Origin of the sequence: Polaribacter tangerinus (assembly GCF_038024095.1) — a bacterium.
Taxonomy (GTDB): Bacteria; Bacteroidota; Bacteroidia; order Flavobacteriales; family Flavobacteriaceae; genus Polaribacter; species Polaribacter tangerinus.
Genome location: NZ_CP150668.1, coordinates 600,903 through 616,281 on the forward strand (window position 1 = coordinate 600,903; position 15,379 = coordinate 616,281).

General features: G+C 31.6%; 10 protein-coding genes and 1 tRNA gene. 4 read left to right on the forward strand and 7 right to left on the reverse strand.

What is annotated here, in order from left to right; all coding sequences use genetic code 11:
- Window positions 1-9: 9 nt before the first annotated feature.
- A tRNA-Ser gene (locus WHD54_RS02725) sits at window positions 10-93 on the reverse strand.
- 99 nt (window positions 94-192) lie between these two features.
- Window positions 193-2,256, reverse strand: a complete 2,064-nt coding sequence (locus WHD54_RS02730) for an HD family phosphohydrolase (RefSeq protein WP_088323126.1) — start codon at window positions 2,254-2,256, stop codon at window positions 193-195.
- Between the two features lie 136 nt (window positions 2,257-2,392).
- Here WHD54_RS02730 and WHD54_RS02735 point away from each other — a divergent pair, with 136 nt between their 5' ends.
- Window positions 2,393-3,571 carry an acetyl-CoA C-acyltransferase gene (locus WHD54_RS02735; protein ID WP_088323127.1) on the forward strand — a complete coding sequence of 393 codons (1,179 nt, stop codon included), beginning with the start codon at window positions 2,393-2,395 and terminating at the stop codon, window positions 3,569-3,571.
- A 33-nt stretch (window positions 3,572-3,604) separates the two neighbouring features.
- Window positions 3,605-4,375, forward strand: a complete 771-nt coding sequence (locus tag WHD54_RS02740; RefSeq protein WP_088323128.1) for a C40 family peptidase — start codon at window positions 3,605-3,607, stop codon at window positions 4,373-4,375.
- Between the two features lie 84 nt (window positions 4,376-4,459).
- On the opposite strand, the gene WHD54_RS02745 is transcribed toward WHD54_RS02740, so the two are convergent.
- Together WHD54_RS02745 and gyrA are read right to left on the reverse strand one after the other, a co-directional pair.
- Window positions 4,460-5,713, reverse strand: a complete 1,254-nt coding sequence (locus WHD54_RS02745; protein ID WP_088323129.1) for a tetratricopeptide repeat protein — start codon at window positions 5,711-5,713, stop codon at window positions 4,460-4,462.
- 26 nt (window positions 5,714-5,739) lie between these two features.
- The gene (gene gyrA, locus WHD54_RS02750) at window positions 5,740-8,280 is read right to left on the reverse strand and encodes a DNA gyrase subunit A (protein ID WP_088323130.1); all 2,541 of its coding nucleotides are present in this window, start codon (window positions 8,278-8,280) and stop codon (window positions 5,740-5,742) included.
- Window positions 8,281-8,542: 262 nt separating this feature from the next.
- Between gyrA and WHD54_RS02755 the strand changes: the two genes are divergently transcribed.
- Window positions 8,543-11,095 (forward strand): ATP-dependent Clp protease ATP-binding subunit, encoded by a 2,553-nt coding sequence (locus tag WHD54_RS02755; RefSeq protein WP_088323131.1) that lies wholly within the window; start codon window positions 8,543-8,545, stop codon window positions 11,093-11,095.
- A 136-nt stretch (window positions 11,096-11,231) separates the two neighbouring features.
- Window positions 11,232-12,260, forward strand: a complete 1,029-nt coding sequence (locus tag WHD54_RS02760; RefSeq protein ID WP_088323132.1) for a TlpA family protein disulfide reductase — start codon at window positions 11,232-11,234, stop codon at window positions 12,258-12,260.
- A gap of 75 nt (window positions 12,261-12,335) precedes the next feature.
- Here WHD54_RS02760 and WHD54_RS02765 read toward each other — a convergent pair whose 3' ends face one another.
- From WHD54_RS02765 to WHD54_RS02775, 3 genes are all read right to left on the reverse strand, one after another.
- Window positions 12,336-13,289 (reverse strand): acetyl-CoA carboxylase carboxyltransferase subunit alpha, encoded by a 954-nt coding sequence (locus tag WHD54_RS02765; protein ID WP_088323133.1) that lies wholly within the window; start codon window positions 13,287-13,289, stop codon window positions 12,336-12,338.
- Window positions 13,290-13,363: 74 nt separating this feature from the next.
- The gene (locus tag WHD54_RS02770) at window positions 13,364-14,278 is read right to left on the reverse strand and encodes a DMT family transporter (RefSeq protein WP_088323134.1); all 915 of its coding nucleotides are present in this window, start codon (window positions 14,276-14,278) and stop codon (window positions 13,364-13,366) included.
- Window positions 14,265-15,356 carry an LptF/LptG family permease gene (locus WHD54_RS02775; RefSeq protein ID WP_088323135.1) on the reverse strand — a complete coding sequence of 364 codons (1,092 nt, stop codon included), beginning with the start codon at window positions 15,354-15,356 and terminating at the stop codon, window positions 14,265-14,267. The genes WHD54_RS02770 and WHD54_RS02775 overlap by 14 nt, the downstream gene beginning before the upstream one ends.
- Window positions 15,357-15,379: the final 23 nt, after the last annotated feature.

Sequence of the window (15,379 nt, forward strand, 5' to 3'; positions counted from 1 at the left end):
TATATATTGCGGAGAGACAGGGACTCGAACCCTGGCGACAGTTACCCGTCGACAGATTAGCAATCTGCTCCATTACCACTCTGGCACCTCTCCTTTGTAAAGAACTATTACAATTGTTTAAAATTGCGAGTGCAAATGTAATATTACATTTACAATTTAGCAAGATGTTTTTAAACTTTTTTTACTTTTTTTTTATTCAGGATATTCTACTCTCAAATGATAAATATTTAGTAATTTCTTTTTAATTACTTTTTTTATAATCTCAATTTCTTTAAATGTAATATCTGAATTTAAAAACTGATTTTCTGAAAGTTGCTTTTCTGTAATTTTATCAATTAAATCACTTATTACTTGAGAATTTGGTGTTTTTAGACTCTTAGAAGCAGCCTCTGCCGCATCACACATCATTAATATAGCGGTTTCTTTTGAAAACGGGTTGGGCCCTTGATATTGAAATTTTTTAATATCAACTTCCCTATTTTCTTGTAATTCTTTTTCTTTCATATAAAAATAATACACCGTACTTGTTCCGTGGTGAGTTCTTATAAAATCTATAACCCTATCTGGTAAATTGTGCTTTTTGGCTATTTCAACTCCTTTTATTACATGATTTAAAATAATTTTTGCACTATCTAAAGGAGGTAAATCGTTATGCGGATTAACGCCTGTTGTTTGATTTTCTATAAAATACATCGGGTTTACCATTTTACCAATATCATGATATAATGCTCCTGTTCTTACCAACATAGAGTTTGCTCCGATTTCATTTGCTGCTGCTTCTGCTAAATTAGCAACTTGCATAGAGTGCTGAAATGTACCTGGTGCCTTTTCATTAAGTTCCCTTAATAATTTAGAATTCGTATTAGACAGTTCTAACAATGTAACATCTGAAACCAATCCGAAAATTTTTTCATAAATGTAAATTAGTATGATTGCTAAAAAAGATAAAGCGCCATTGGCCGCAAAAGAAATAAAATATTCTAAGTTAATTTGAGAGGCATTTCCTTCTTTAATAATAGAAAAAGCAAAATATGTAAGCATGTAAATACCAGTAATTTGAGCTACTGATATAAATAAACTTGCTCTTTTATAAAGCTCTGAAACAGATAAAATTGTTACTATACCTGCTATAATGTGTAAGTAAATAAACTCGAAACTATTTGGTACAATATACCCCAATAATAACACAGTTAAAACATGGGTAAATAGGCCTAACCTAGCATCAAAAAAAGCTTTTAACACTATTGGTAATATACTTAATGGCACCACATATAAATAATCTGAGTTGTATTTTATAACAATTGTTTGTACAAAAATCATTAAAAATACATTGAAGAAGATAAATGTAATTTTATTGTTGTTATGATAAATTTCTTTTCTATTCTTTTTTAGAAATAGTAACAACATCAAAAGTGCTAAAGACACTAAAATTGTATATCCTACAATAATCCAATTGTAATTAGACTCGGTCCAAACTTTAGACTCAGATTCACTTTTTAAGGAATTCAAAATCGCTAATTTTTTACCTTCTACAATATCACCCTTTAAAATAATAAGCTCACCAGATGAAACTTTTCCTTTAGTATAGGATATATTAGCAATTTCATTCTCTACTATTTTTTCAGAAAAATCAGCATCAAAAGTTACATTCGGTTCAATTATTTCAGATAATATTGAAAAAAGCAACTTTTCTTCATAAGCATTCGTTTTAGTTGAAAGTGAGTTCATAATAATATTTAAAACATCGCTAGAGGAATGTAACTTTTTAAAAGCGATATCTTTAACAATATTACCTGTTCTTAATGCAATTAACTCTTCTTTATTTGAAACCCTATCTTGACTTGCCAATTCTAAAAAACCAGTTCTATACACCTTGTCAACTATTCGTAAACCTAAAGCATATAGCTTCTCTATTTCTTTAATACTTAGAGAATCTGAACTTTTTAGCGTGTATATTCGTGTTTTAAAAACTTCTTTAACAGTATTAACGGTTAATGAATCGTAAGTAAAATATAGCTTCGAAAAAGCATCTATCTTTTTCTTTTCTATAATAATTTCTTCTTCAGATTTCTGAATTGCAAAATCAAAAGGAGCATACAAATTATCATATTTCCATAGCTGACCGTTACTAAAATCATACTTAAATTGCCCTCCTTTAGGAAATAAGTAAACAATAGAAATTGTGGTAATTAAAAACAACAGCACCTTATAAATAATTGTGTTGTTCTTATATATTTTATTAATAAAATTACTCATACACTTAATGTTCTTAGAACAAACTTACAGTAAAAAAAGTAAGTCCAAAAATTCGAATTGTATAAACCTAAAAAAAATGATTAATTTTCTTTAATTTAGCAAGATATTTTACACTATAAAATAATACAAACTATATATGAAAGAAGTTGTAATTGTATCTGTGGCAAGAACCCCAATTGGTAGTTTTTTAGGAAGTTTATCTTCTATAACAGCCCCAAAACTAGGTGCTATAGCAATAAAAGGTGCTCTAGAAAAAATTAATTTATCTCCAGAAATGATAGATGAAGTATTTATGGGAAATGTGGTTTCTGCTGGTTTAGGTCAAGCACCTGCAAGACAAGCAGCAATTTTAGCTGGCTTACCAAACACAACACCTTGTACCACAGTAAATAAAGTTTGTGCATCTGGTATGAAAGCTATTATGTTGGCTTCCCAAAGTATTGCCTTAGGAGATACCTCTATTGTAATTGCTGGTGGTATGGAAAATATGAGTCTTATACCTCACTACCAACATGCCAGAAAAGGCAACAAATTCGGACCAATATCTCTTGAAGATGGTATGCAAAAAGATGGCTTAGTAGATGCCTACGATAATGTTGCAATGGGAGTTTGTGCAGATTCTTGCGCAACAGAATATAATTTTTCTAGAGAAGAACAAGACAATTTTGCCATTCAATCTTACAAAAGAACTACAAAAGCATGGGAAGAAGGAAAATATAATGATGAAATTGTACCTGTAGAAATTCCTCAAAGGAGTGGAGAACCTATTATTTTCTCTGAAGATGAAGAATTTAAAAATGTAAAGATGGAAAAAATTCCAACTTTACGTCCTGCCTTCACTAAAGAAGGTACTGTTACTGCCGCAAATGCCTCAACAATTAATGATGGCGCAGCTGCACTAGTTTTAATGTCTGCGGATAAAGCAAAAGAACTAAATTTAAAACCATTAGCAAAAATAAGAAGTTATGCAGATGCTGCACACGAACCAGAATGGTTTACAACAGCTCCCGCAAAGGCATTGCCAAAAGCATTAGCAAAAGCCAAGCTAGATATTAAAGATGTTGACTTCTTTGAACTGAACGAGGCATTTTCTGTTGTTGGCTTAGCCAATATGAAACTGTTAAATTTAAACGATAGCAACGTTAATATAAATGGTGGTGCAGTTTCTATAGGGCATCCTCTTGGGGTTTCTGGAGCAAGAATAGTAATAGCACTAACTTCAATTTTAAAACAACAAAATGCAAAAATCGGTGCGGCAGCAATTTGTAATGGTGGCGGAGGTGCGAGTGCAATTATAATAGAAAGAATTTCTTAAATTCAATTACTAAAAAAAATAACCTAAACTATTTTGTTATACGGCGTTTGCAATTTAAGTGTTGTTCCTTTGAGAGCTGAAAAATCAGATTTTTCTGAAATGATAAGCCAAGTTTTGTTTGGTGAACATTTCGAAATATTAGAAAAAGAGAAACAATGGAGTAAAATTCGTTTGTCCTTTGACAACTTTGAAGGTTTTATAAACAATAATCAGTACCAACAAATAAGCGAAAAAACATTTGACGCTATTTCTAATGAAGAACCTAAATACGCTTCGGAATTAGTAGACTTTGTTAGTAATAAAAATAATGAACTTACTACTATAACAATTGGTGCTCACTTACCGTTATTGCAAAATAACACACTTTTAATAGAAAATGTTATCTACAGATATGATAGTGCTACATTTTCTAAAAAACTTCCAAAAGAAGAAATTATAAAAATAGCATTTACTTTTCTTAACTGCCCTTATTTATGGGGTGGTAAAACTCCGTTTGGAATAGACTGCTCTGGCTTTACACAAATGGTGTATAAACTCTGTGGATACCAACTATTAAGAAATGCTAAAGAACAAGCTACTCAGGGTGAAGTATTAAGCTTTATAGAAGAAAGTGAGGCTGGCGATCTTGCTTTTTTTGATAACGAAGAGGGAGAAATTACACATGTTGGTATTGTATTAAACAATTATAATATAATTCACGTTCATGGTAAAGTAAGAATAGACACCCTAGACCACAGTGGTATTTTTAATGCCGATGTTCAAAAACACACTCACAAACTAAGAGTCATTAAAAAATTAGTGTAATCCATTATTACTAAATATAGAAAGCAAAAAAAAAACCGAAATTTTAAAATTTCGGTTTTTTTTAAAGATTGGTTATTAATAAAATTAGTTACCAGATCTCATTTGCTTATAAATTGGTCTTAAAGCATCTGCTTCTTTAGTCATCTCTAAAGTATCATAAATATTTAAAAGTGATTTTACAGTACCTTCATTTCTTTTTATACTATCTGCTTTTACTAGGTAAGGTAATGCTTTTCTGTATAACGCTTTTTGCTTTCCTTGCAACTCATCATACTTTTTGAAATTAGATAAATTTTTGTTCATTTCATCAACAATAGCTTGCTCTTCAGATAACATAGTAACTGCTAAATTCATATACGCATCACCGTAGTTAGGGTCTAGCTCTATAGCTTTGTTATAATATTTAATTGCTTCTTCAGAATTTCCTTCATTGGCATTTACTACCCCTAAGTTAAAAAATAAAGTTGGGTTTGTAGGATCTAACGCTACTGCCTCTTTCATAAGATCTCCAAACTTATCCATTTTTTCTAATTTAATATAAAGCTGAGCTTCGTTCAATATTAAATTTACATCTTTAGGACTCTCCTTTCTTGCTTCTTGTAATGCTACAATAGCTTCTTCGGTTTTTCCTTGATTTACTAAAATATAGCCAATATTTTTAACTATTTCTGCATACTTAGATTCAGTGCTTTTTTGAGTAGGATTTGTATGAGTACCTAATTTAACCATCGTATCTCTGTTAGACTTATTTCCTAAGTTTTCTTCTTCTCCAGTTTCTTTATTGGTGGCTAGATACATAGTAGAAATACCCGTATAACCTAACTCTTTTAATTGCTTAAAGTAAGTAAGTGAGGTGTCGTAATCTTTTCCTAAAGAAGCGCTTATTGCTGCATTGTATAAAAATGAAGTATCTTTTGGACTTAACTTAAAGGTAAGTGCAAAATTTTTAGCTGCCTGAGCGTAGTCTTTATCATCATTATATTGGTTAATAGCTAAATTAGATACTTTTTGAATAATTTGATTAAGCATCGGTGCCACATCTTTTGTGTATTTTTGCTTACCTATTTGTTTCTCATAGCTTAAAAGAGTATTAAAAGTCTCTGCTGCAGCTTCATAATTATTTTTTCCAGATTGAGCTTGAGCCTTTAAAAAATAATATTTAGCCTTGTACTTAGCATCCATAGAAGCTAACATTCCCTCTACAGAATTTACGGCTTTCATAGCAGCAGTATACTCTTTATTTTTTATTGCTTTCTCTGCAACTTTTAATTCTTTCTTTTGACCAAAAGTTACAACAGTCATTAATCCTAATGACAGCGTTAATATTTGATTTTTCATTGTAGTTATTGTTTAATTGTTTTTAGTTATTCTTGATTATCTGTTGATTCGTTTTCAATTTCCGTGCCACTTTCAGAATTTGCATCAGTATTTTCTGAAGTATCTATACCTTCTGTTTCTTCTTCCTCTTCTTCATGTGCCACTTTAGCTACTGCTGCTATACTATCGGAGTCTTTAATTTTAATCAAACGAACTCCTTGTGTAGCACGTCCCATTACTCTTAAATCTTCTACAGCCATTCTAATTGTTAAACCAGATTTGTTAATTATCATTAAATCATTGGTATCATCAACATTTTTAATAGCCACTAAGTCTCCTGTTTTTTCAGAGATATTTAATGTTTTAACTCCTTTACCTCCTCGGTTTGTAACTCGGTAATCTTCTAATTTAGATCGTTTTCCATATCCTTTTTCAGAAACTACTAAAATATTACTTTCCATATCATTTACAGCAACCATTCCAATAACCTCATCATTTTCATGTTGTAAAGTAATTCCTCTTACACCAGAGGCAGTTCTTCCCATTGGTCTTGTTTTGGCTTCTTCGAATCGAATACATTTACCAGACTTTAATGCCAACATTACTTGGCTATCTCCAGTAGTTAACTTTGCTTCTAATAACTCATCTCCATCTTTAATCGTTATAGCATTAATACCATTAGTTCTTGGTCTAGAGTACTGTTCTAAAGAGGTTTTTTTAACTTGACCTTTTTTGGTAGCCATAATTACATAATGACTATTGATATACTCTTCGTCTTTTAAGTCTTGTGTTACTAAAAATGCCTTAACAGAATCGTCTTGCTCAATATTGATAAGGTTTTGAATAGCTCTTCCTTTTGTGTTTTTACCTCCTTCCGGAATTTCATATACACGCATCCAGAAAACTTTTCCTTTTTGTGTAAAGAACATCATATATTGATGATTTGTTCCAACAAACAAATGCTCTAAGAAATCTTCATTTCTGGTGGTTGCTCCTTTTTGGCCTCGTCCTCCTCTATTTTGAACTTTGTATTCATCTAAATTTGTTCGCTTTAAATACCCCGCGTTTGATATAGTTACCACCACTTTAGTATCTGGTATAATATCTTCAATTCGCATATCACCTCCAGCATACTCGATGGTAGATCTTCTATCATCACCATATTTATCTTTTATCAATAAAAGCTCTTCTGTTATAATTTCGTAACGTCTGTCTTCGTTAGATAAAATATCTTTTAAATCGGTAATAGTAAGCATTATTTCGTCATACTCTGCTCTTAGCTTGTCTTGCTCTAAACCTGTTAGTTGGCGTAAACGCATTTCTACAATTGCCTTCGCTTGTATCTCAGTTAATTCGAAACGAGCTATCAAACTATCTCTAGCTTCATCTGCATTAGAAGAGGCTCTTATAATTTTAATAACTTCATCAATATTATCAGATGCTATAATTAAACCTTCTAAAATATGAGCTCTTGCTTCTGCTTTTTTAAGTAAGTATTCTGTTCTTCTTACAACAACCTCATGCCTATGTTCTACAAAATGATGAATTAATTGTTTTAAATTCAATTGTTCTGGCCTACCATTTACTAACGCAATGTTGTTTACACTAAAAGAGGTTTGTAATTGTGTATATTTAAATAGCTTATTTAACACAATGTTCGGTATAGCGTCTCGTTTTAAAACATATACAATTCGCATACCGTTTCTATCAGACTCATCTCTAATATTAGCAATACCCTCTAGCTTCTTCTCATTTACTAACTCAGCAGTTTTTTTAATCATTTCTGCTTTGTTAACTTGATAAGGAATTTCGTTTATAATAATACACTCCCTTCCTTTTACTTCTTCAATTATAGCTTTGGCGCGCATTACTATACGACCTCTCCCTGTATGAAAAGCATCTCTAACGCCATCGTAACCATAAATAATACCTCCTGTAGGAAAATCTGGCGCAGTAATGTGTTGCATTAATTCATCAATCTCAATTTCTCTATTTTTGATGTAAGCAACAGTTCCATTAATTACTTCTGTTAGATTGTGAGGCGCCATATTGGTTGCCATACCTACAGCAATACCAGAAGCACCATTTACTAATAAATTCGGAATTCTTGTAGGCAATACTTTAGGTTCGTGCAAAGTATCATCAAAATTTAATTGATGATCTACAGTTTCCTTGTCGATATCTGCCAACATATCTTCAGAAATTTTCTGCATTCTAACCTCGGTATATCTCATTGCTGCAGGGCTATCGCCATCAACAGAACCAAAGTTACCTTGCCCATCTACCATCATATAACGCACACTCCAATCTTGAGCCATACGCACCATAGAATCGTATACAGAAGTATCTCCATGTGGGTGATACTTACCTAAAACCTCTCCTACGATTCTTGCCGATTTTTTATAAGAACCTGTGGCTTTAATTCCCAATTCATGCATACCATATAAAACTCTTCTGTGAACTGGCTTTAAACCATCCCTAACATCTGGTAATGCTCTTGAAACAATAACTGACATCGAGTAATCGATGTACGCAGCTTTCATCTGCTCTTCAATGTTAATCGGAATTAACTTTTCTCCGTCTGTCATATATATTTTCTATTAGTATTTAATCCTTTTTTTAAAACAAGGCAAGATACAATTTCTACGAGTATTTGCAAAGGTTTACCTATGTTGAATGAAAGAGAGTTATCAACATTTTTTAATAATTTTTAACATCCTTTTATTTTATTGATTTTCAAGTGTTTTATTCTTAAAAAAGAAAGTCAAACTGTCAGTTTTTTATGCTTGGCACCTTTTTTGTAAATATTCAGAAAAAAAAGAATTAAATTTACATCAATATATAAAAGATATGGACGATAATTTTTCACCAAGAGTAAAGGATGTAATCGCTTTTAGTAAAGAAGAAGCGCTAAGGTTAGGGCACGAATTTATTGGAACCGAGCATTTGGTATTAGGTTTGTTAAGGAGTACAGATGGTAAGGCAATGGAAATTTTAACTGCTTTTGATGTAGATACTACTTTGCTAAGAAGAAAGTTAGAACAACTAAATCCTGTAAATCTTACATTTAAAGATGCTTCAGAAAAGAAAAGTATTCATTTAACTAGACAAGCAGAAAAGGCATTAAAAACTACTTTTCTAGAAGCAAAACTCTACCAAAGCGAATCTATAGATACTGCACACCTACTATTGTGCATTCTAAGAAATGAGAACGATCCTACAACCAAACTAATTCAAAAATATCACGTTAATTATGATGAAGCCAAAGCAGTTTACAAGCAGCTTCATACAGATAATAACGAACTGCCAAACAACCCGATTGCAGAAACTCCTTCAGATGATGATTTTCCTTCTGGGAAGTCAAACCCTTTTGAACAACCTCAAAAGAGCAAAAATGTAAAAAAGTCTAAAACTCCAGTTTTAGATAATTTTGGAAGAGATTTAACAGCTTTGGCAGAAAATGGAAAATTAGATCCTGTAGTTGGTAGACAAAAAGAAATTGAGCGTGTTTCTCAAATTCTTAGTCGTAGAAAGAAAAACAATCCAATGTTAATTGGTGAACCTGGAGTTGGTAAATCTGCTATTGCAGAAGGTTTAGCATTAAGAATTGTTGAACGTAAAGTGTCTAGAATTCTTTTCGACAAAAGGCTTGTGTCACTTGATTTGGCAAGCTTAGTAGCTGGAACAAAATACCGTGGCCAATTCGAAGAACGCATGAAAGCTTTAATGAATGAACTTGAAAAAAATGATGATATCATTCTTTTTATAGATGAAATTCATACCATAGTGGGAGCTGGTGGTGCTACTGGTTCTTTAGATGCTTCTAACATGCTAAAACCTGCGCTTGCTCGTGGCGAAATTCAGTGCATTGGTGCTACAACTTTAGATGAGTATAGAACCAATATAGAAAAAGATGGTGCTTTAGAAAGACGTTTTCAAAAGGTAATCGTAAACCCAACTTCTGTAGAAGAAACCATTCAAATTCTTAACAATATAAAAGAGAAATATGAAGAACATCATCATGTAAACTACACCGATGATGCAATAGAAGCTTGTGTAAAGTTAACCAATAGATACATGACAGACAGGTATTTGCCAGACAAAGCTATTGATGCACTTGATGAGGCAGGTTCTAGAATTCATATTATCAATATTGTTGTTCCTAAACAAGTGTTAGAACTTGAGGCACAACTTGAAGTAATTAGAGATCAAAAAACAAAAGCTGTAAATGGTCAAAAGTATGAAGAAGCAGCAAAATTGCGTGACGATGAAAAGAATATGGAAGCTGCTCTTGACTCTGCTCAAAAACAATGGGAAGATGATTCGAAACTAAACAGAGAAGTAGTTACTGAAGACAATGTTGCTGAAGTGGTTTCTATGATGACAGGTATTCCTGTAAACAGAGTTGCAGAAGCTGAAACTAAAAAACTACATGAACTACCACAACTTATTAAAGGTAAGGTTATCGGGCAAGATGTAGCTGTTAGTAAAGTCGTAAAAGCAATACAACGAAACAGAGTTGGGTTAAAAGACCCAAATAAACCAATCGGATCTTTTATTTTTCTAGGACAAACAGGAGTCGGTAAAACGCAACTTGCAAAGGTATTAGCAAGAGAACTATTTGACTCAGATGATTCTTTAATTAGAATTGACATGAGTGAGTATATGGAAAAATTTGCAATCTCTAGACTTATAGGAGCTCCTCCAGGATACGTTGGGTATGAAGAGGGAGGCCAACTAACAGAAAAAGTGAGAAGGAAGCCTTATGCCGTAGTTCTTTTAGATGAAATAGAAAAAGCACATCCAGATGTTTTTAATATGCTATTGCAAATTTTAGATGATGGATATATTACCGACAGCTTAGGTAGAAAAATAGATTTTAGAAACACTATTATTATTATGACCTCAAACGTGGGCGCTAGACAGCTAAAAGATTTTGGCGGTGGTGTTGGTTTCGGAACTGCAACAAAAGCTGCTCAAGCAGATGAACATGCAAAGTCTGTAATAGAAAGTGCTTTGAAAAAATCTTTTGCTCCAGAGTTTTTAAATAGAATTGATGATGTTATTGTATTTAACGCACTAGAAAGAGAAGACATACACAAAATTATAGACATAGAACTAGATAAGTTATTGCAAAGAATATCTGGCTTAGGATACACTTTACAACTAAGCGAAAAAGCAAAAGACTATATTGCAGATAAAGGCTTTGATAAAAAATATGGGGCAAGGCCGTTAAAAAGAGCTATTCAAAAATACATTGAAGATGCGCTGGCTGAAGAAATTGTGAATTCGAAACTTTCTGAAGGCGATACCATTACTATGGATTTGGATAGTGAAAATAACAAACTTTCAATTCAAATAGAAAAAGGAGATAAAAAATCCGAAATAAGAACTGAATCATAACAAAAAAATCCCAAATTAATTTGGGATTTTTTTTTATAATCAACTATCATCCTTAAAATCAAAAAAGACCATCGCTATTTTACTCTTTTATTATGTGAATAAAAGTTATATTTGCTTTTTTTAAAAAACAATTCAAATGAAACAAACATTTTATCTTTTACTTACAGTAGCTATTTTAACTGCTTGTACTAAAGAAACCCCTCAAAATTACTTATCCTTTTCCGGAAAACTAGAAAACAATAAAGACTCTACGCTTACTATTGTTAATAACCAAGGACCTATTAAAACTATAAAAATAAATGCAGACGGTACTTTTAAAGATACGCTTTCCGTTAAAGAAGCTGCTATTTTTACCATACAAACTTCTCCTGCAAAAAGAGCTCCTATATACCTGAATAATGGTTATGACTTAAAACTATCTGGAGATTCAGAAAAATTTATGACCAGCTTCAAATTTTCTGGTGAAGGTGCTGATAATAGTAACTTTATTCTAGCACAAATAGAAGAAAGTCAGAATTTAGGTAATCCTTCTTTAATTTTAGAATTAGAAGAAGTTGCTTTTCAAAACAAACTAAAAAGCATTGAAAATAGATACGATAGTATTTTAAACTCATACAAAGAGTTAGATAGTGCTATGGTAAGTATGGCAAAACAACAAACTTCGCAAATGATTGCCTATTTTAACCAAGCCTACAATCAAAATAAAACGATGGGACCTGGTAAGCCTTCTCCTAAATTTACAGATTATGTAGATTATAAGGGTGGTAAAAAATCTTTAGATTCTTTTAAAGGTAAATATGTTTATTTAGATATTTGGGCAACTTGGTGCGGACCATGTATACAACAAATCCCTTTTTTAAAGGAATTAGAAAAAGAATACCACAACAAAAATATTGAGTTTGTAAGTATTTCTACTGATGAAGCTAGAAGAAACGGTGGTTCATGGGAAGCTGCAGAAAAAAAATGGAGAAATTTTGTAAAAGATAAATCACTTACAGGTGTGCAACTATGGTCTGGTAAAGATTTTTCTTTTCAACAAGCATACCAAATAACAGGTATACCAAGGTTTATAATCATAGATCCTAACGGAAATATTGTAGATGCAAATGCACCTAGACCTTCAGAACCGAGACTAAAAGAACTTTTTAGTTCTTTAGGATTGTAATACTTTTAATCTTAAAACATAAAAAAGCGAAATTCAGAATTGAATTTCGCTTTTTTATGTTTAAGTATTTTTAGGTTACTCTTTATAAACACCCATATTAGCATATTTATCCATTCTTTTATTCACCAAATCATCGTCTGTTAAATCTTTTAATTGTTCGAACGCTTTAACAATTTGGTTTTTAACCGCAGCAAAAGCCCCTTCTCTATCTGCATGAGCACCTCCAACTGGTTCTTTAATGATACCGTCTATCAATTTCATTTTTTTCATATCGGTACCGGTAAGTTTTAAGGCTGCAGCTGCCTGTTCTTTAAACTCCCAGCTTCTCCATAAAATAGAAGAACAAGACTCTGGAGAAATTACTGTATACCATGTATTTTCCATCATATATACTCTATCTCCAACACCAATACCTAAGGCTCCACCAGAAGCTCCTTCTCCAATAACAATTGTTATAATTGGTGTTTTAAGACGAGTCATTTCAAAAATATTTCTTGCAATTGCCTCTCCTTGACCACGCTCTTCAGCTTCTAAACCTGGGTATGCTCCTGGAGTATCTAACAAAGTAACAACAGGAATTCCGAATTTTTCTGCCATCTTCATTAAACGCAAGGCTTTTCTGTAGCCTTCTGGATTTGCCATTCCAAAGTTTCTATACTGACGTGTTTTGGTGTTATACCCTTTTTGTTGTCCAATAAACATAAAAGATTGATCTCCTATTTTACCAAGACCACCAATCATAGCTTTGTCATCTTTTACAGATCTATCTCCATGAAGCTCCATAAAGGTATCTCCACAAATTGCCTTAATATAATCTAAGGTATAAGGTCTATTAGGGTGTCTAGATAATTGAACACGTTGCCAAGGTGTTAAATTTTTGTATATATCTTTTCTGGCTTCAGCAAGTTTCTTTTCAATTTTTTTACAAGTAGCAGTAACATCTACGTCACTTTCCTCGCCAATAATTTCACATTTTTGTAGTTGCTCTTGCAACTCTTTTATTGGCAATTCAAAATCTAAATATTCCATTTTGTAGTGGTTTGATTTTTGTTCATTGTAAGAACAAACATACTATAAAATTTACTTTTTCAAGTAAAATACACTTATTTTTTTCGAGGATTATTTTTTAAAAACCTCGATTTTAAGGCTCCTTTATTCTTTAAAATTCCGTTTAACAAAACTACAAATAAAACGATGCTGGCACCAAAATAAAAGGAAGAACTCATTTGTTCTTTTTCTTTAAAAATTAACAATGCTAAAATAATGGCATATACAGGTTCTAAGTTTATAGTTAACATAACCGTGTAGGGCGACAAGAACTTCATTATTTTTACAGAAGCAATAAACGCATAGGCTGTACAAATACTACTTAACAACAACAAATACCACCAGTCTGATAAAGAAACCTTAAAAAAACTAACACTAAAACCATTCGTAAAAAAAAGATACACAGTTATAAATACAACTCCAAAAAACAACTGATATAAAGAGATTGAACTGGCTTCATACATTTTTACAAACAAACCATTTAAAACAGCAAACAACGCTCCTAAAAATGAAGCAATTAATGCATATATAATTCCTAATTTATACTGACTTTCAAAATTAAAAATAATGTAAAGACCTAGAATAACTATTAATCCTAAAAATATTTCAATAAACTTCAGTTTCCTCTTAAAAAATAATGGTTCAATAAATGCTGTAAAAAAGGCACCGGTACTCATGGTAACTAATGCAACAGATACATTAGACACCTTTATTGCTTTAAAAAAGAAAATCCAATGCAGTGCAATAATAACTCCAGTAATAAAAAATTTTAAAAGAGATTTTTTATCGGTTTTAAAAGATTTCCTTTTCCACACAAAGTATAAAACAATAAATAATACTGCCAATAACATTCTATACCAAACCAACGGAATAGCATCAATAGTAATTAAAGCCCCAAGAATAGCGGTAAATCCCCAAATAAATACTATGAAATGGAGTAATAAGTAATTTTTTAATTTATTTTCTAGCATTAATGTAAAGGTAAACTGCTAATGTACCAAACAATATATTTGGCAACCATACATATAAAAGTGAGTTAACTCCTGCTACAGAGCCCAAAACTTCGCCTATTTTCATAAAGAAAACGTAAACAAACATAACGCCTACACCTAAAGCTAAATTTACTCCTGTACCACCTCTTCTTTTTCTAAACGCAAGTGCTACAGCTATAATTGTTAAAATATATGAAGCAACGGGCAAACTTGTTCGTTTGTATAACTCTACTAAATATGCGTTCAAATTTTTTACACCTCTTTTCTTTGATAGATTAATAAAATCTAAAAGCTCATCTGAGGGCATTTCTTGAGCAAAAGCGGACTTATAAATCAGGTCTTTAGGTGTAAAACTAAACACAGTATCTATTTTTCTACCTTTAAAAATACTATCATGATTGGGATAAATTTTACGAATTCGCCAATTGGTTAAAGAAAAAGTAGAATCATTAATATTAAAGCGTAAATTATCTGCAGATAATTTAGATTGCAGCTCTAAGCCTTTATATGTTTCTGAAGTAAAATCGTATCCAGAATTGGTGTCTACATTAAAACTTCTTAAATAAATATATGTACTATCGGTAAGTTGTAAACTAAAATCAGACACATATTTCAATTCATTTTTTTGCTTAGCACTGCTAATATATTTTTTTTCGAACTCTTTTCTAATTTTACTGCTATTCGGAACTACATAATGGTTCATTGCCAAAGAGAGCAACGTTACCAAAGTTGCACCTACAAAATAGGGATATAAAAAACGTGTAAAAGAAACCTTAGCATTTGTTATAGCTATAATTTCTGTATTGTTAGAAAGTTTTGAGGTAAATAAAATAACGGCAATAAATAATGCCAAAGGCATAAAAGTATTGGTATAATATATTGTAAAGTTTACATAATAATCATTTAAAATCTCTGAAAATCCTAAATTAGGATGCTCTAAAAAATTATCTACTTTTTCAGAAACATCAATGGCTATAGCTATTGGTATCAATATTAATAAGGTAAACAAAAATGTTACCAAATAACGTTTTAATATGTACCAATCTATAATTTTCATTGAAACTTTTCTCTATTATTTTT